This is a genomic window from Paenibacillus sp. S150, assembly GCF_019352175.1.
GTDB lineage: Bacteria > Bacillota > Bacilli > Paenibacillales > Paenibacillaceae > Paenibacillus_AQ.
In genome coordinates, this window is record NZ_JACBYI010000009.1 from 45,110 (window position 1) to 61,225 (window position 16,116).

General features: G+C 47.0%; 15 protein-coding genes. All 15 read left to right on the top strand.

Annotated features, from left to right (window positions below; genetic code table 11):
- Positions 1-222 precede the first annotated feature (222 nt).
- The 15 genes from HYD27_RS11235 to HYD27_RS11305 all read left to right on the top strand — a co-directional run bounded on the left by HYD27_RS11235 (position 223) and on the right by HYD27_RS11305 (position 15,758).
- Positions 223-513: a YerC/YecD family TrpR-related protein gene (locus tag HYD27_RS11235; RefSeq protein WP_019913624.1), complete on the top strand. Its 291-nt coding sequence runs from the start codon at positions 223-225 to the stop codon at positions 511-513.
- A gap of 3 nt (positions 514-516) precedes the next feature.
- Positions 517-1,281 (top strand): sirohydrochlorin chelatase, encoded by a 765-nt coding sequence (locus HYD27_RS11240; protein ID WP_219214989.1) that lies wholly within the window; start codon positions 517-519, stop codon positions 1,279-1,281.
- A gap of 318 nt (positions 1,282-1,599) precedes the next feature.
- On the top strand, positions 1,600-2,487 hold the full coding sequence (locus HYD27_RS11245; RefSeq protein WP_219214991.1) for a diacylglycerol kinase: 888 nt from the start codon (positions 1,600-1,602) through the stop codon (positions 2,485-2,487).
- 196 nt (positions 2,488-2,683) lie between these two features.
- The gene (gene rlmD / locus HYD27_RS11250; RefSeq protein ID WP_219214993.1) at positions 2,684-4,351 is read left to right on the top strand and encodes a 23S rRNA (uracil(1939)-C(5))-methyltransferase RlmD; all 1,668 of its coding nucleotides are present in this window, start codon (positions 2,684-2,686) and stop codon (positions 4,349-4,351) included.
- Positions 4,352-4,646: 295 nt separating this feature from the next.
- On the top strand, positions 4,647-4,877 hold the full coding sequence (locus HYD27_RS11255; protein WP_219214995.1) for an AbrB/MazE/SpoVT family DNA-binding domain-containing protein: 231 nt from the start codon (positions 4,647-4,649) through the stop codon (positions 4,875-4,877).
- Positions 4,871-5,212, top strand: coding sequence for an endoribonuclease MazF (mazF, locus tag HYD27_RS11260; RefSeq protein ID WP_219214998.1), 342 nt, complete (start codon positions 4,871-4,873; stop codon positions 5,210-5,212). The genes HYD27_RS11255 and mazF overlap by 7 nt, the downstream gene beginning before the upstream one ends.
- A 197-nt stretch (positions 5,213-5,409) precedes the next feature.
- Positions 5,410-6,399 (top strand): tRNA dihydrouridine synthase, encoded by a 990-nt coding sequence (locus HYD27_RS11265; RefSeq protein WP_219214999.1) that lies wholly within the window; start codon positions 5,410-5,412, stop codon positions 6,397-6,399.
- Between the two features lie 53 nt (positions 6,400-6,452).
- Positions 6,453-7,826 carry a YecA family protein gene (locus HYD27_RS11270; RefSeq protein WP_219215001.1) on the top strand — a complete coding sequence of 458 codons (1,374 nt, stop codon included), beginning with the start codon at positions 6,453-6,455 and terminating at the stop codon, positions 7,824-7,826.
- A gap of 365 nt (positions 7,827-8,191) precedes the next feature.
- The gene (locus HYD27_RS11275; RefSeq protein WP_219215004.1) at positions 8,192-8,761 is read left to right on the top strand and encodes an SF0329 family protein; all 570 of its coding nucleotides are present in this window, start codon (positions 8,192-8,194) and stop codon (positions 8,759-8,761) included.
- 243 nt (positions 8,762-9,004) lie between these two features.
- Positions 9,005-10,027, top strand: coding sequence for a carbohydrate-binding protein (locus HYD27_RS11280; RefSeq protein ID WP_219215007.1), 1,023 nt, complete (start codon positions 9,005-9,007; stop codon positions 10,025-10,027).
- 283 nt (positions 10,028-10,310) lie between these two features.
- Entirely contained in the window at positions 10,311-11,552 is a 1,242-nt protein-coding gene (locus HYD27_RS11285; RefSeq protein WP_219215010.1) for a S1 family peptidase, read from the top strand.
- Positions 11,553-11,582: 30 nt separating this feature from the next.
- Positions 11,583-12,359, top strand: a complete 777-nt coding sequence (locus HYD27_RS11290) for a hypothetical protein (protein WP_219215013.1) — start codon at positions 11,583-11,585, stop codon at positions 12,357-12,359.
- A gap of 369 nt (positions 12,360-12,728) precedes the next feature.
- Positions 12,729-13,235, top strand: coding sequence for a hypothetical protein (locus tag HYD27_RS11295; RefSeq protein WP_219215015.1), 507 nt, complete (start codon positions 12,729-12,731; stop codon positions 13,233-13,235).
- Between the two features lie 281 nt (positions 13,236-13,516).
- Entirely contained in the window at positions 13,517-13,846 is a 330-nt protein-coding gene (locus tag HYD27_RS11300) for a MazG-like family protein (protein WP_060862720.1), read from the top strand.
- Positions 13,847-13,865: 19 nt separating this feature from the next.
- On the top strand, positions 13,866-15,758 hold the full coding sequence (locus HYD27_RS11305) for a DUF2075 domain-containing protein (RefSeq protein ID WP_219215019.1): 1,893 nt from the start codon (positions 13,866-13,868) through the stop codon (positions 15,756-15,758).
- Positions 15,759-16,116 lie beyond the last annotated feature (358 nt).

Genomic DNA, 16,116 nt, shown 5'->3' on the forward strand with positions numbered 1-16,116 from the left:
ATAGAGTATTCTGCTGCATATTATTTGTGCGCCTGGGGTGGACGTTTGTCCGTCATTTTCGTTCTTTACAGCGTGAAATCGTTAATGCTTGAAAAATGTGCTCCAGTACCATATAGTAGAGGCAAGATAGTCCTTCAAATTTATGCTTCGGAACTCTTTTTTTTGAATAATGCATCATCTTTGATGCAAGCAGCTGACCAAACTTTTAGGGGATGATAATCGATGCAGCTTAAGAAGCTAAACGATAAAAGTATAGACCAATTATTTGAAGCCATTTTAACATTGAAGAATATGGAAGAGTGCTATGTATTCTTTGATGATTTGTGCACGGTAAATGAAATCCAATCCCTCTCGCAGCGTCTGGAAGTGGCGCGTATGCTGGGCAAAGGTTCTACATACAATCAGATCGAAGCGGAGACCGGAGCCAGCACGGCAACGATTTCGCGTGTGAAGCGCTGCCTGAATTACGGCAATGACGGATACAAATTAACGCTGGAACGCCTGGGGCGATAATTTATGAAGCCGGGCGTACTGATTATCAGCCACGGCTCCCGCGACAAGACCTGGGTGTCTATAGTAGAGGAAGCAGTAGGCCAATTAGCGCTGGGGGAAGGGCTGCCCGTTGCGGTTTCTTTTTTGGAGCTGGTAGAGGGCCGGTTGATTCAGGATGGAATAGAGAGCTTGGAACATGCAGGGGTCACAGATATTATTGTGATCCCCTTGTTTGTTTCATCCGGCAGCACGCATGTCGATGAAATAGAGTATGCGCTGGGTGCCAAACCTGCGCCCGGGAAGGAAACCGGCCTCGAACCCTTCACGGTCAAGGCCAAGGTGCATTACGGCTATCCGGTCGACGATGACCCGGATATTGCCGTAATGATCTGGGATAAGCTGCGCGGGCTGTCGAAGCAACCGGAGCGGGAGACGATTCTGCTCGTGGGCCACGGCAGCAGGCATGATGGCTTCCGCCAGCGCTGGCAGCAGGGCATTTCTTCGCTGGCGGAGCGTGTGCGCCGGATTAGCGGAGCGGCAGCGGCGGATTACGGGCTGCTGAACCCGGACAGTGTACGGAGCAAGGTGGAGTATTGGCGGGAGCAGGGCCATGAGGTACTGGTGGCTCCGCTCTTTTTAAGTGAAGGCTATTTCACCAAGGTTGTTATTCCGGAACGGCTCCAGGGCCTGGAATATGCCTATTCGGGCCAGACCTTGCTGCCGCATCCCCTGCTGCCGCATTGGATTGAGCAGCAGGTGAAGGGGATGTTAAAGCGGCTCAGGGGATAAAATTTAAAATTGTTTTCATGCTGAAACGGATACTGAAAGGGGTACTATATTGCACAGCATAGGAAGCAGGCGCTCCGATGAAGGACGGCTTGTCTGTGACCGCCTGCTCCAAAAGATAACGGTTCCGGTATTTATTCCGCCTGCCGCCGCATACATATATTTATGCTTTCTGTTATGGGAATTAGCTTGTCTCCTAACAGAACCGCAGAGATATACCTCTTTCCGGTGACATTTCTGCTTGCCGAGATTGCTTGTGCGGCCCCGAATTGGGTATAATCAGTAAGGTTATCTATTATAAAAACAGGTGGCGTTCCGGTAATGAAAACTGCGAGATTGATTTATAATCCCACTTCTGGTCGGGAAGAAATGAAGAAGCGGCTCGCCGATATTTTGGACCGGCTGGATATTGGCGGTATTGAAGCCTCCTGCCATGCAACAACCGGAGAGGGCGATGCTACGGCAGCGGCAGCGGAAGCCGTCGAGCGCGGATGCTATGATCTGATTATAGCAGCAGGCGGCGACGGCACGCTGAACGAGGTCATTAACGGTATGGCCGAGAAGCCGAATCTTCCTCCGCTGGGTGTGCTGCCGCTGGGGACTACCAATGATTTTGCCCGGGCGATGGGCATTCCGAAGAACTGGGAGGATTCCTGCGATCTGATTCTCCGCCAGGAGTCGCGCCTCATTGATCTCGGCAAAGCCAACGACCGTTATTTCATTAATATAGCCGGCGGCGGAAGACTGACCGAGCTGACATACGAGGTTCCCAGCAGGCTGAAGACCATGATGGGCCAGCTTGCCTATTACCTGAAGGGTATCGAAAAAATGGCCAGTCTCTCTCCGCAGGAGCTGTATATCCGTGCAAACGGCCAAGAGCTGATTCATGATGAGTTCATGCTCTTCCTGATCGCCAATACCAATTCCGTAGGCGGCTTCGAGAAGCTTGCTCCGGATGCCCGCATCGACGACGGATTGTTCGATGTAATCGCGGTCAAGAAGTGCAATCTGGCCGAGTTCATCCGTCTGGTCAGCCTGGCGATCCGCGGCGAGCATCTGCAGGACAAGAAGGTCGTGTACTTCCGTACCGATGCGATGGAGGTCACCTCCCCCGGCTATGTCCAGCTGAACCTGGACGGCGAGCTTGGCGGAACGCTGCCGGGCAATTTCAAAATTTTGCCGCAGCATCTGCGGATTTTTGCAGAATAATTAAGGAAGCACATTGCAGCACGGCAGGACAGGATATCGCGTTCCTGCTGATACAGCCTTATTCGCAATAGCTCCATTTCATCCGGCCTTTCGCTCCTGCTTGCAAGCTGAGCGGCGGATGAGCTGGAGTTTTTTGAAATATATATTATAGAGAAGACAGGAACACCGAAGATAATGAAAGAAGTGAATATATCAGATGAGTAAGCAACGCAGCGGACGCAGCGCAAGCCGCCGGGACAGCCCGGGACCTGCCGCCGGACTGCCGGTGAGCAAGAATGACGAGGTGATGCTCGATATCATCGGCATGACCCATGAAGGTGAAGGGGTAGGCCGTGTAGAAGGCTTTACCCTTTTTGTGTCGGGAGCCCTGCCCGGTGAGAAGGTCTGGGCCAAGGTGCTCAAGACCAAGAAGCAGTACGGCTACGCCAAGCTGCTGAAGCTGGTAGAGGCCAGCAGCAACCGGATCGCGCCGCCCTGCGGCATCTACGACCAATGCGGCGGCTGCCAGCTGCAGCATATGGACTACACTGCCCAGCTGGCATGGAAACGGCAGCTGGTGGCGGACAATCTGCAGCGGATCGGGAAGCTGCGGGTGGCGGAGGCGCCGGGTAGAGGCGCGGAGGCTGGGAGCGGAGGTGCCAGGGGCGCTGCCCGTGACAGCGAAGAGGCAGATACGGATTCGGGCGGAATTTCGGCGGCTGAGAGCGATCATGCGGCAAGTACCGCAATTACGGCAGATGCGGATGGTGCGGTAAAGGCCGATGTGCATGCCAACGTAAGCGAAGCCGCGGACTCAGATGCCAATTCCGCAGCTCCCCCGGCTGAGGGGATCATCGTCCGGCCAACGCTGGGTATGGATGAGCCTTGGCGTTACCGGAACAAGGCACAGGTGCCCATCGGCGTAACCGAAGGCGGCCTGGTCGGCGGCTTCTACGCCCGCGGCAGCCACCGGATCATCGATATGGAGACATGCCTGATTCAGCACGAGCATAATGACGACGTTGTAGCTGCGGTGAAGGGCATCGGCAGAGAGCTAGGCATCTCCGCTTATAATGAAGAAACCGGACGCGGACTGCTCCGTCATGTTGTCGTGAAGAAAGCCTTCCGCACCGGCGAAATGATGCTGGTGCTTGTGACGAACGGGCGGGACATCCCGTATCTGGACGCCTGGATCGGCAGCATCCGTGAACAGCTCCCGGATGTAGTCAGCATCTGTCAGAACGTCAACACGCAGCGCACGAACGTCATTTTCGGTAACGAAACCCGTGTCCTGTGGGGTAGAGATGTTATCTACGATTACATCGGCGATGTACAGTTCGCTATCTCCGCCCGGTCATTCTATCAGGTGAACCCGGCACAGACTGAGGTGCTGTACGGCAAAACCGTAGAATACGCAGGACTTACGGGCAATGAAACGGTTATCGATGCCTACTGCGGCATTGGAACGATCTCGCTGTTTCTGGCTCAGCATGCGGCTAAGGTGTACGGTGTAGAGATTGTGCCTGAAGCTATTGAAGACGCGAGGTCGAACGCTAAGTTAAATGGGATGAAGAATGTAGTGTTCGAGGTAGGGGCATCCGAGGACGTGATTCCGAACTGGAAAGAGCAGGGCGTTACGCCGGACGTAATCGTGGTCGATCCGCCGCGAAAGGGCTGCGATCCTAGGCTGCTGGATACAATTCTGGCGATGAAGCCGGAGCGGGTGGTATATGTGTCGTGTAATCCGTCGACACTGGCGAGGGACTTGCGGGTGCTGGAGGATGGTGGATACAAGACAGTAGAGGTAACTCCGGTGGATATGTTCCCGCATACGGTGCATGTGGAGTCGGTGGCGTTTCTGGTAAAAAGTGGTAATTCGAAGTAACACTTTTTGAAACTATATAAGCTGAACTTAAGAATTATGGAAAGCGGCCTGATGAAATCCTTGCGAGCCAAGGATTTCATCAGGACATCAAGTCTGATTCTTAAGTTCACTCTATATAATGTGAAAAAGTAAACGCCAAATCAAAAGCAATATATTGCAGCCTGAGTTCGTTATTCATAGGACTCAGGTTGTTTAGTCTCTCTTGGAAACCTGGGCAATTTTAGAACTCCACAACGAGTTGACTTCCAAAGATAATACGTTTATACTTTGTTTATACATTTTAGGGGGCGGTTCCATGTTTCAGGTTCAAAAATGGGGTAACAGCTTGGGCATTCGCATTCCGAAGTCCCTTGCCTTAAGGGTTGGTATTGAGGAAGGCTCCGAAGTCGATCTTGATGTGGAAGATGGGCATCTTATAATCAAGCCGAAGTCGGCTGCACTGGACGAAATCCTTTCCCGGGTCACACCAGAAAATCTCCATAAAGAGGTTTCTACAGGTGAGCTACAAGGACGGGAAGTATGGTAACGGGCGGGTACGTGCCGGATCGCGGCGACTTGGTATGGTTGCAGTTCAACCCACAAGCGGGGCATGAACAGGCAGGTAAACGTCCTGCCTTGGTCGTATCTCCTGCATCTTATAATGGTAAGGTTGGACTTTGCTTGCTCTGTCCGGTAACTTCGAAGCAAAAGGGCTACCCGTTTGAAGTAGTTATTCCGCAGGATATACCCATCGAAGGGGTTATCCTTGCCGATCAAGTAAAGAGTCTCGATTGGCAGTCCCGACAGGCAGCATTCATCTGTAAAGTACCACAGATAATACTGTCAGATGTCGTTGCTAAACTCGACTTACTGATTCACTGACCGATAAATGTAGGCAGCAACAAGAAAATAAGCATTTTTCTTATATCCGCGCAGGGTTATGCTTACTCCACGCATGTGGAATCGGTGGTGCTGTTAGTGCAAAGGGACAATTTAAACGGAGATCTATTGGAGAAACAAATTAGTTTTACTATTTCGGGTTACAGATTTGTCCCGGTATTTATAGAGAGGTTTTTGACATGACAAAACATTTTTGGCGTGATTTGCCACGGCCTTTTTTTATACTGGCGCCTATGGAGGATGTGACGGATGTTGTTTTTCGCCATGTCGTAAGTATTGCTGCCAGACCGGATGTGTTTTTTACGGAGTTTGCGAATTCAGAGAGTTATTGTCACCCGGAGGGGCACCATGCTGTGCGCGGGCGTCTGACCTTTACAGAGGATGAACAGCCCATTGTAGCTCATATCTGGGGAGATAAGCCGGAATACTTCCGTCAGATGAGCATTGGTATGGCGAAAGAAGGCTTCAAGGGCATCGATATTAATATGGGTTGTCCTGTAGCGAATGTAGCAGAGAACGGGAAGGGAAGCGGCCTGATCTGCCGTCCCGAACTCGCAGCGGAGATCATCCAGGCCGCCAAAGCCGGGGGACTGCCCGTCAGTGTAAAAACAAGGCTCGGTTTTAGTAGATTAGAAGAATGGCGCGGCTGGTTAACCCATATTTTGCAGCAAGACATTGTGAATCTGTCCATTCATCTGCGTACAAGAGAGGAAATGAGCAAAGCAGACGCTCACTGGGAACTGATTCCGGAGATTAAAAAGCTTCGTGATGAGGTGGCACCAGATACACTGCTGACCATTAACGGGGATATCCCTGACCGTCAGACCGGCCTTAAGCTCGCTGAGCAATATGGGGTGGATGGTATTATGATTGGGCGCGGTATTTTTCAGAATCCGTTTGCTTTTGAGCAGAAGCCGAAGGAGCATAGTAGTGAAGAATTACTTGATCTGCTGCGGCTGCATCTGGATCTCTATGATAAGTACTCAGTACAGGCACCACGTTCGTTCAGCCCTCTTCAACGATTCTTTAAAATCTATGTCCGCGGATTTCGCGGGGCCAGTGAATTAAGAAATAGCTTAATGAACACCAAGTCAACACATGAAGTGCGTGCGCTGCTGGGTGAGTTTGGAAACAAGGAGCATGACGGGGCGGAGGAACTTGGAAATTAAGCTGCCCAGTGATATTAAATGGTAATAGATTTACTTTCAGAGGAGTGTGTAACATGATAGGAAGAAATGACCCTTGTTCTTGTGGGAGCGGGAAAAAGTATAAGCAATGCTGTTTGCTTAAGCAGGCGGAGGATCAGACACTGCAGGTGAAGGCGCGGCACTTTTTTGAGCGTAAGTTTAAATTGACCAATGACCTGTATTCCTTTCTGGCTCAGAAGCAAGGCGGAGAATGGGTATTCAATCACCAAAAAATCTTACCCTTCGATTTCTCTTTAGGCTATTACAGAGATGGGGCCGGAAACATGTGGTCATATTTCTGTCGTGTATATGATAATGGTTTGCGCGGAATAGACTGGTTTGTGGAAGAAAGGGGCCAGAGGTATTCCGGGGAAGACCGGGAGATGCTGGAAAGATGGAGGGGAATGAGGTTTTCCTGCTATCAGTTAGTGGACCAATATGAGCAAGGTGCGGTCATTGAGGATATCTGGACCAAAGAAAGGTATCGGATGCCCTACTGTGAAACGATGATTAAGCTTCCTCCTTGGACCGCGGCTGTCGGAATGATTGAGCCTTATATAGAAGATTGGTGTATCCATGGAGTGTTTATGTGGGGTCACCCTGATGTTGCATCCGGGGTAAAGACCCGGGTAGAGCAGCTGCAAGAAGAAGCGGCAAAGGCTTCAGAACAGAAAATGTCACCTGTGGACATACTGGCCGCCAACTATCCGGAGATGCTTGAAGTGTGCAACAGAATTAGTAGTAGAAATGGACAACCGTTTAGCCATATGGAGGACACGGGGGAGCAAATTTTTGAAACGCGCCAATATACTTGTGAGTATCCTGAACTGCTAGAGCAAATGCTACTGGACACTCGGGATGAATATATTCTAGCGCCGGGGAAAGCTCCTGAAGAAGGTACTATCGTCATTAGCCGGGCAGACAAGCTGGACGGGATATTAGGCACAATACCAGCGGACCGCCGGGAACAGCTTGGCTTGAACGAGATCGAGATCGCGAAAGATTTGGCGACGATTGTGATCGATAAAAAGGGTGTAACGGTTTCCGGTTGGCAGAGTGCTGAGCTTGAAGCTACGCTGGAGCTGCTAGAATCGAAGCTGTCTGCAGCCTCCGGCCTGACTCGGGTTAATGAACGAAGAGAGGCTAGGCAGTTTCCCAAAGAGCTTGTCCTTAAAGGATACAATATAATAACAGACAAGACTCTCTCCGATCAAGAGGTTAATGCTTACGGAAATTTACCCGTGCAATTGCAATGGTATCGTAATACACAAGAGAAAGTTCCTGCAGAAAGTGCCGAAATGCTCGTTAGGAAAAGAGAATATGAGCAATACCGGATCAATCCGGGTTTACCTAATTTAAACTTCTTGCGTATAGCGCTTGGGTTGCCTGAGAGTCCGTTTACCGGGTGAGGGAATTTGTGTATGCGTAAGTGCGTACGCTGATCATGGGGCGGAGGAACGCGGAGATTAAGCTGTATAAGCTGAACTTAAGAATGATGGACAGCCGATGGACGAACCTCTTGCGGAGCAAGGATTTCGTCCATGCAGCAAGTTACATTCTTAAGTTCACTCTATATGCCAGGTAAAAATAGAAAAAGATGTGAAAAGATTGAGGATTGGCTGAATGGAGAGGGGACCAACCCGGAGCCAGCAAGCCTTTCCTCTGTTTTGTTAAAAGATAAGAATTTATATGTTTTGGGGTCCCCGCAAAGTACCTGAGTCATCATCGAAGCCAAGGCTCCACTTTGTGGGGTTATTTTGTGGAGGGGGATTACATGTCCTGGAGCAAATTGAAGCAACAACTGGAGGGTTTTCTCTGTCCTGCGTTAAATGGAAGGGTAGAATACCGTGCACCGGGTTACCGTTATCTGCCTGATAAATCAGGAATTTGTTATATCTCGGTAGATAAAAAGAACGTGCTCAATATGAGTGATAAAACGAATTCTATCAGATGGTATCAAACGGAGCTGGAAATTAAGAATGATCCCGATATCCGGATTCCTGTCAGCAAGGACGACATTGAAGCGGCCAGACAAGCTGCCAAGGGGCCAGTGCCCGAGGATCGTCTAATCGTAATGGCCAGAAGCAGAAAAATCTCAGAACATGCCAAAGAGCTTTTGTCAGCCCAGGCTGCATTAAGTAAATCGAATTTTATCGTTGTGGCGAATAAGTTCCTGACTACTCCTATAGAGGAGAGCTTAGAGAGCAACGATATGGTATTGAATATTCTGGCTTTGGTGGACCGGAGAGTCGGGAAGAAGCGGATATTGGGTATGGCGGAGAAGATTGGGTTGAAGCATCCGGTTGTGCGGTATTTTTATGAGCTGCGGCGGGGGGCGTTGTGAAGCGCAATACGTTGCAGGCACCATTAAGAGAATGTTTTGCGATAGGAACGGTATTCCATGGAATATGATCAGCTTGGATAGCTCCACTGACGGCGGATGTCAATGGAGCTATTTGTTATGGAGGCAACCCGTTAAAGTTCATCCATTATGGAATTAATTTCAAAAAAAATAATAAAATATAATGCCTGTGGGTCGTCTCATGGGCGGGACCCGGATAAATAAAATTTAAGGAGGTTTAAGAGATTGAATAAAAATGTTCCAGCTAGAGCCGTATCCCTTCTGGTAGTAATCGCAGTATTTCTATCCCTATTCTTCACAGCCTTACCGCCGGCCAGCGCGGCCGCCAGAGGAGCATGGGCTCCGAATACTGCGTATGCAGTAAATGATACAGTAACCTATAGCGGAAGTACGTATACCTGTCTTCAGGCGCATACTTCCCTCACAGGCTGGGAGCCGCCAAATGTTCCTGCGCTATGGAAGAGCGGCAGCACCACAACGCCAACACCGACACCTACGCCAACCACACCCCCGGCCACGAACGGAGTCACCTTCTATGCAGACATCAACTATGGCGGCAAGGTCGTAACCCTGGGAGCAGGCAATTATGTACTGTCCCAGCTGAATAATGCCGGAATTCCGAATGACTGGATGTCTTCGCTTAAGGTTCCTGGCGGCTGGACGGTTGAAGTCTATGAGAATGATAACTTTGGCGGAGCCAAATGGACCTATACGGCAGATTCCTCCTGGGTTGGCGACAGTGTCAATGACAAGATGACCTCGGTTAAGATCTATACGGGTTCACAGCCTCCTTCAGTAACCAAGCCTGCCGAGGTTCACAGCCAAATCTGGACCTATGCCGTGAATGCAGACAATGCTTATGGCAAGGGTGGAGATTTCGCACTGCTGCTGAGTGCGGTGATTAAGAAGGAGAGCAGCTTCGGAGCAGGCCTGCCCGGCAGCCCATCCGCCGGTGACGGATTGATGCAGGTCGAACCTAACACACGTAATGCCTATCTATCCCAATTCAGCGCCAAATTCGGCCGCGCGTATAATCACAGCAGTGAACAGGATCAGGTATACCTGGGCGCATTGATCCTGAATGAGAAGATTGTCAGATTCGGAAATATCTATAACGGATTGCTGCACTATAACGGAGGCGACAACTGGTATCCGGGCGCAACAGATTCCTATGGCCGTCCGATTCTGGCAGATCAATATGCAGATGCGGTTTATGCCACATATAAGGGGTATGGGGGGAGGAATTAAAAATAACAGACAGGGAGGATTCAGTTTTATAGCATACGAAATAGATTAGCCTTAGAGATAATTCTCTGGGGTTTTTTACATTAAAAAGTAAAATTATTCAAAAAAGTATTGCATTTAGTCGAGTTATACGTCATATATAAATAGACAGCAAGAGTCATTTCGACTAATAGCGCTATTATATACTCGAAGGGAGGAATTATAGCAATTTGTTTGTAGATAAAGCTGGCGTTTAGGGAGCCTTATGAGGGGCCTGCTGGAAATTTATTAAGAGGGGATGAGTTTGTTGAAAAAGAACATTCGTTATTTTTTATGCCTCATGCTCGTATTTTTAATGATTCCGCTGAGTGTAGCTGCTTCTAGTCCTGACCGAAATGCAGACTTAACACATACTGTACCGAAAGCCATTATTCAAGCAATGGAATTGCAAGAGCCTGCCCTTCGGGCCTATCAGAATTTGTGGGACAGTTTCAATAAAGATGAGCTAGGCACACCCATTTATCCTGATGATTATGCAGGAGAATATATCAGCGGTGATAAACTTGTCATTATGTTAGTAGAGCCTTCCCAAGAGCTTCAAGCCGAGTATATTAAACGAGCACAAGACAATGAGCATGTTAAATTTGAAAGCGCTTCATATTCACTGAATTACCTGAATAGTCTGGATCAAGTCGCTCAACAGCTTCAGGAACAGGATTACCGCATTGGAAGTTATGGTGTGGATAGAAAGGCTAACCTTTTTTATATTTCAGTTATCCAAGAGGATTACAATAAGCTTATGGATGAGCAATTCCAAACCCTCCAGAAGACAACGGAGAACTTACCTATTCGTATAGAGCCCGGAACGCCTAATACCAGTACAGCCCAATTATGGGGCGGAGACCGAATTACAAATGAAGATAACGGGGCGGGATTAAGTGTAGGCATCGGAGGAACTTATGGCGGCAGCAATGCCATTCTAACAGCAGGGCATAGCAATGAAAAAGTAGGCCTCTTGTTTACAAGATATCCTTATATTCAGTATTCGGGAACCCGTACGGGACAGGTTAGTTATCAGCGTGCCAACAGATCGAGCGGTGCTACCGGCGTAGATTCACTGGGAGACTTTGCTATGGTGACCTTAAGCGGAAGCGATACGCCAACGAACAAAGTATATGGCAGTGTGTCCATAACCGGCACCTATTCGTCGGTTCCTGTAGGAACAACAATATATAAATACGGGGCAACCACGGGTTATTCCTGGGGGACCGTTACACAAGCAAGCATTAGCGTTACCTACTCGGATGGACTGTTTACAACCTACTACGTTAATGGCCTGTATCAATCGGTTATGCAGAACTCATCCGGTACGGACGCCATTGCTGGAGGAGACAGCGGCGGGCCGGTATACATGAAGGACGGAACTGCAAATAAGCTGCATGGTATTGTAACGGCAAGAAGTAATCCGACGAGCGGACCGGCCACCATTATGTACTCAACACCTATTTACTATGCAGAGAACGCCGGCTTCACCGTAAAGGTTAATTAACTTAACTGAACCGATAAGGAGGATAATGACATGTCTGTTCCCTCAGTTTCCAAACCATTGCTTTGGTGGTGTGCCGTGTTAACGGTCATTATCCTCTTTTGCGTTGTTGTCTACCGGACAGGGTCCGCCCTGTATCACAATTATCAATTACGTAAGGATTTCTCTTCTGCGGCAACTGCCAGTCCCTATCAACAAGGGATTCCGCTGGGGCAAATGGATCTAAATACGTATAACTCCTATTTTCCTGGCATTTCTGCAGAGCCTGCTTTTACGTTAACGCATCGTATAGAAGCACCTGTGACCTTGCAGTATTATACAGAGATTCCAACCGGCGAAACCGCTGTTGCCTTGGAAATCCCCAAGGGTACTATCATTGTAGCCATTCCGGAAGGGACACAAGGCTCTTCCTTTTACGAGTTAGGGTATGGCTATACCAGCTATCCTACTTATGAGAAGGGTTGGCGGTATGTCCGCCCGTTCAAGACGACAGAGGATGCAAGCGCTGCATTGAGCGAAGAGTATTATTATGTAAAGCTGGGCAGCTTAGAGGCTGTATTGGACACAGCGATTAGAGCAAACAAGCCTTTTCGTGCCGCTGTACGTCAGCAGCATTGGACCCTGGATCGGGGAAAGCATATATTTGCACGATATATTGATGACGTACTGTATCAGAATGGAGCGTACCTTTCGCCGGATTTGTTTTATCGGGTGGTTGATCGTTGGAGTGTAATGTTGCTTGGGGTAGTGGGGGGGATCGTCTTTTTCCTGCTAGGGTCAAGTTTATGTGTTCCCCGAAATCGAGGTTAGAAAGAGATTGGGGCTACATGATACTCAATGTTTAAGAGAACGCCATGTTTGTTACTCCTAAAATAATCCAATATAGATACATAAGCTGATACGATAATGTGATCGCTTAAAAGATCATTGGGTTGTTCCGAGTGGTATTACTCCCATATTCAGGGACAAGGGGAATCCGTGGACGGATCACTGATGACGATGAATTCTGCTCCGGTGATAAAATCAGATAAATAGGGTTGGAGGTTATTCGTGTGTTATATCGTTACCAATATAATTTAAATGAAGAAACTGGGGAAATGTATATTACTGGGCATTTAAAACAAAATATGTTGAAGTTCCTGGAGAAAAAAATTTGAACGTCTTTATTCGTATAATTTGATGAAAATAGATTTGCTAAGAGCTATAAGTTATTTAGATATCTCACTTCATACAACTGATATGACTATTAAAGAAGGAATGTTTAGAATTGCTTTGATACTATATATAAAATGTTTTAATAATTCTGGCGTGGGCAGATCTCAGCTGTCAGTTAATAAAGTATATAAAAGTACACAAGGGGAACCCATAGAATGTTATAAGAAATTAAAGAGAATACGGGATAAATATATAGCTCATGATGAAATTGAATTTCTTAATGCAAAATTAGGAATGATTTTAAATGAAAATGAGAAATGCATACTAGGAATTGCATACCCTGAAATGCAAGCTAAATTTGATTATGATGAAAATCTTATAATACTGCAATCATTATGTAAAATTGCTTTAGAAAGAACGAATTTATATCTTGAAGAAGAGATATATAAAGTGGAAAATTACCTCAGACAAAGAGATTATGAAAGTGTAAGTAAATATTCAGAAATGACTATTGAAAATAATAGAATATGAAGTGGAAATCTACGATTTATTATGGGGAAAAGCGGATCGTGGTATGACAGAGGAGATCGAGTTGAAATATCTGGTGTTGCGGTATTTTATGAGCTGTAGCAGGGGCGTTATAGGGTTCAAAGCCATAATTAGCTGTATGATAAAAAGGGCTTCTGATTAACAGGAGTCCTTTCTGTGTAATTTTAGGAATTTCGTGGATTTACATTGAGGATTGGGCTATCATTATTTTGTGCAGAGTATGTGTTAGTGATTGAATTTGAACAACATGACGGGGGGTACATATGGACGAACTAATCGAGAAAATCATCCAATTCCGCGACGAAAGGGACTGGAAGCAATTCCATGATCCTAAAGATCTGGCTCTCTCTATCTCTTTGGAGTCTAGCGAACTGCTGGAACTCTTCCAATGGAAGAACAGCCAGCAAGCCATAGAGCAACATTATTCCGACATGCAGGACGAAATCGCTGATATTCTCATCTACACGCTAACGCTCGTTCATGATTTAAATATTGACGTAAAGGATGCAATCCTTCAGAAAATAAACAAAAATGCGGAGAAATATCCGGTATCCAGTTCTAAGGGAAGTTCGCAAAAAAGTACGCGGCAGTGAATGAATAGGGGAGAACTCCATGATTATCTATGAATCGACCAAGCAGCAATTTATGAATGATGTAACCGAAGACAGCATTGCGGTAAAGATTCATAACCAGTACGTGCAAAAAGCCGGCAGGGCCTCTCCGGGTGAAATCAATGCATGGAACAATTCCATGAACTACCTTTATAAAGTATTAAACACAACTACTATTCCAGATGACGCAGGAATCGCGATTGAATATAAAATCCCAGCGACCTCAAGAAGAGTCGACTTCATGATTACAGGCTTGAATGAAAAGGATCAATACTCCGTCGTCATCGTCGAGCTTAAGCAGTGGACAGAAGTTGAAACGGTTGAGGAGTCAGATGGTCTTGTTAGAACCCGCTATAACGGAACAAAGACTAAAACATCGCATCCTTCTTTTCAGGCATGGGCTTATGCCAGGCTGATTAGGGATTATAACGAGACCGTGCAGAATGAAGCGGTCCAGCTCTATCCTTGCGCTTATTTACATAACTATATACGTACCGATAATGACCCTCTATTGCATCCTGTCTACAATCAATACCTTGAGGAAGCTCCTATCTTCTCAAAGGGAGATGCTCTGAAGTTAAGAGGGTTTATTTCGACCTTCATTAAAAAAACAGATAGAAGCAAATCACTTTACCTCATAGAACATGGCAAAATTAAACCTTCTAAATCACTGCAGGATTCACTCCTCAGTATGCTGAAGGGAAATCAAGAATTTATCATGATTGACGATCAGAAGGTCGTATATGAGGAAGCGTTAAGATTGGCGCAGCAGGCCCAGTCAGGAAAGAAACAAGTCTTAATTGTGGAAGGCGGACCAGGGACAGGGAAGTCGGTTCTGGGAATTAATCTTTTGGTAGAGCTTACGGCACGGGAGTTAGTCTGCCAATATGTTACCAAGAATAGTGCTCCTCGTGCCGTATACATGAAAAAGCTGCAGCAAAACGTGAAGAAATCAGTCATTGATAACTTGTTTAAGGGATCAGGTGTGTACTATGAAGCATTGCCTGATGAATTCGGTTGCTTGATTGTTGACGAGGCGCATCGCTTAAATGAAAAGTCCGGTCTGTTCAAAAATAAAGGGATTAATCAAACGATGGAGATTATCCGTGCAGCCCGTTTTTCTGTATTTTTTATCGATGAATATCAGAAGATCGCGATGCACGATGTGGGCAGCAAAGAGCAGATTAGACATTATGCGAAGCAAATGGATGCGGATATCACGGAGTTGACATTGGCTTCACAATTCCGGTGCAATGGCTCTGATGGATATCTGGCATGGCTCGATGATGTACTCGATATCCGTGAAACGGCAAATGCAGATGGGTTCGATTTCGATTATGACATTCGGCTCTATGATGACCCGAATGAATTACGGGACGAAATCTTCAGCAAGAATCAGATCAATAATAAGGCGAGAATGCTTGCCGGATACTGCTGGGATTGGAAGACGGATGGCAAGAACAATCCTGGCGTTCATGACATTCAGCTAGATCACTATCAATTCTTCATGAGCTGGAACCTTAACAATACGACGACCTGGGCGATTGACCCTGAATCCATTGAACAAGTGGGCTGCATACATACCTCACAGGGACTTGAATTCGACTATGTCGGAGTGATCATCGGCGAAGATATGCGTTATGAGAATAATCGTATTATCACCGACCCGTTCAAACGTGCGAAGACGGATAAGTCTCTTTCCGGCTTCAAGACCTTGTATAAGAAGGATAAGGACGAGGCGCTCCGAATGGCCGATCAAATTATACGAAACACCTACAGGACATTAATGACCCGGGGAACGAAGGGGTGCTATATCTACTGTGTTGATCCTCATCTGAAGGCGTATTTGCAGAAGCGGTTGGCTTTGCAGAGTTCGGCGGTGGTTTCGGGGTAAGGTCGATTGAGGGCGGTGGAGAGTTATACTTATTGATTTGAAAAGATTGAGGACCGGATGGATGGATCAGGGTAAACCCGGAGCTAACCAGCCTTTCCTTTGTTTTGTTATAGGGGGTTTATCCGGGAATGAGCTTAGATGGGCAAGTGGTCACCCGGTAAATGGTCAGGCTATGGTAGTTAAGAGCTCACTCTTAGGTAGTTTGTAATTATTAAAGCGAAGGCTATAGTTTATGTTATGAGAGCTTGGCGGAAGTAATTGAAATGAAGTTTTCCGAAAACGTGCAGTTATCTTTTTTGATACTTTAAAAGCTATGCAACAGTTAGATCAAACTTTATAGAACAGTGTAACTTATTCC

Excerpts from the sequence above, each read along its gene's own strand:
- HYD27_RS11235 (WP_019913624.1), top strand. The coding sequence starts at position 223 with ATGCAGCTTAAGAAGCTAAACGATAAAAGTATAGACCAATTATTTGAA.
- HYD27_RS11240 (WP_219214989.1), top strand. The coding sequence starts at position 517 with ATGAAGCCGGGCGTACTGATTATCAGCCACGGCTCCCGCGACAAGACC.
- HYD27_RS11245 (WP_219214991.1), top strand. The coding sequence starts at position 1,600 with ATGAAAACTGCGAGATTGATTTATAATCCCACTTCTGGTCGGGAAGAA.
- rlmD (WP_219214993.1), top strand. The coding sequence starts at position 2,684 with ATGAGTAAGCAACGCAGCGGACGCAGCGCAAGCCGCCGGGACAGCCCG.
- HYD27_RS11255 (WP_219214995.1), top strand. The coding sequence starts at position 4,647 with ATGTTTCAGGTTCAAAAATGGGGTAACAGCTTGGGCATTCGCATTCCG.
- mazF (WP_219214998.1), top strand. The coding sequence starts at position 4,871 with ATGGTAACGGGCGGGTACGTGCCGGATCGCGGCGACTTGGTATGGTTG.
- HYD27_RS11265 (WP_219214999.1), top strand. The coding sequence starts at position 5,410 with ATGACAAAACATTTTTGGCGTGATTTGCCACGGCCTTTTTTTATACTG.
- HYD27_RS11270 (WP_219215001.1), top strand. The coding sequence starts at position 6,453 with ATGATAGGAAGAAATGACCCTTGTTCTTGTGGGAGCGGGAAAAAGTAT.
- HYD27_RS11275 (WP_219215004.1), top strand. The coding sequence starts at position 8,192 with ATGTCCTGGAGCAAATTGAAGCAACAACTGGAGGGTTTTCTCTGTCCT.
- HYD27_RS11290 (WP_219215013.1), top strand. The coding sequence starts at position 11,583 with ATGTCTGTTCCCTCAGTTTCCAAACCATTGCTTTGGTGGTGTGCCGTG.
- HYD27_RS11295 (WP_219215015.1), top strand. The coding sequence starts at position 12,729 with ATGAAAATAGATTTGCTAAGAGCTATAAGTTATTTAGATATCTCACTT.
- HYD27_RS11300 (WP_060862720.1), top strand. The coding sequence starts at position 13,517 with ATGGACGAACTAATCGAGAAAATCATCCAATTCCGCGACGAAAGGGAC.
- HYD27_RS11305 (WP_219215019.1), top strand. The coding sequence starts at position 13,866 with ATGATTATCTATGAATCGACCAAGCAGCAATTTATGAATGATGTAACC.